The sequence below is a fragment of the Actinocatenispora rupis genome (assembly GCF_016861975.1).
Taxonomy (GTDB): Bacteria; Actinomycetota; Actinomycetes; order Mycobacteriales; family Micromonosporaceae; genus Actinocatenispora; species Actinocatenispora rupis.
Genome location: NZ_BOMB01000077.1, coordinates 1 through 666, shown reverse-complemented (window position 1 = coordinate 666; position 666 = coordinate 1). Strand labels below are relative to the sequence as shown.

Annotated in this window: 1 protein-coding gene; it reads right to left on the bottom strand. The window is 59.0% G+C overall.

The features are described from left to right. A partial coding sequence (locus Aru02nite_RS36330; protein WP_203665092.1) for a Fic/DOC family N-terminal domain-containing protein occupies positions 1-480 on the bottom strand: 480 nt, incomplete at its 3' end. Between the last annotated feature and the right edge of the window lie 186 nt (positions 481-666).

Here is a 666-nt window from a genome sequence, read left to right as displayed (position 1 = left end):
GGCCTCGTAGGAATCATCGCGAGTTCGCTGAACAATCTCTTTCTGGACTGCCCCTAGGAGGCGGCGGCTAATCGGGTACTCCTCCAGCATTTTTAGGGCAAGGCTCGTGGCATGCACATAATTCATTACCTCGCGCTGTTCAATCGACAACTGCATGTCCGTCAGAAAGTCAGCCTCTAACACTTCATCAAAGGCGGCATACGTTCCTTCGAGAGCGGACGTGCTCACAGCTTCACGACGGATGATGGGGCGCAGGAGCAGCGCCGGATTTGGCAGCTGCGCTACAGCTTGATCTAGCCTGGCTACAGCCATAGCCGCGTTCGTTGCGTCATTGAGCGCGCCGAGGCCAAGCGTGGGCTCACTCGGAAGGGGAGCAGGGACAAAAGCATAATAACGGAAATCTCGGCCGATCCGGGCATCTACGCCCGAGATGGGCACGAGTGTGCCGGTCCCAGCACTGCGGAGCGCCTCAAGGTCCATGGGTTCAAGACTACGGCGGAAAACCTGAACGGCGCACGTCGTGGTTCAGGCATCTCCCACCGGCCGCAAGTTCGTTCAGATAATCGGGGACTTACCTGAACGCGGGCGGGTGGGATTCAGGGTTTGACTCGCCCCCTGTGCCCGGGGTCTCGGCCATCGCTCAGCACTGCCGAATTGCTCTCTACT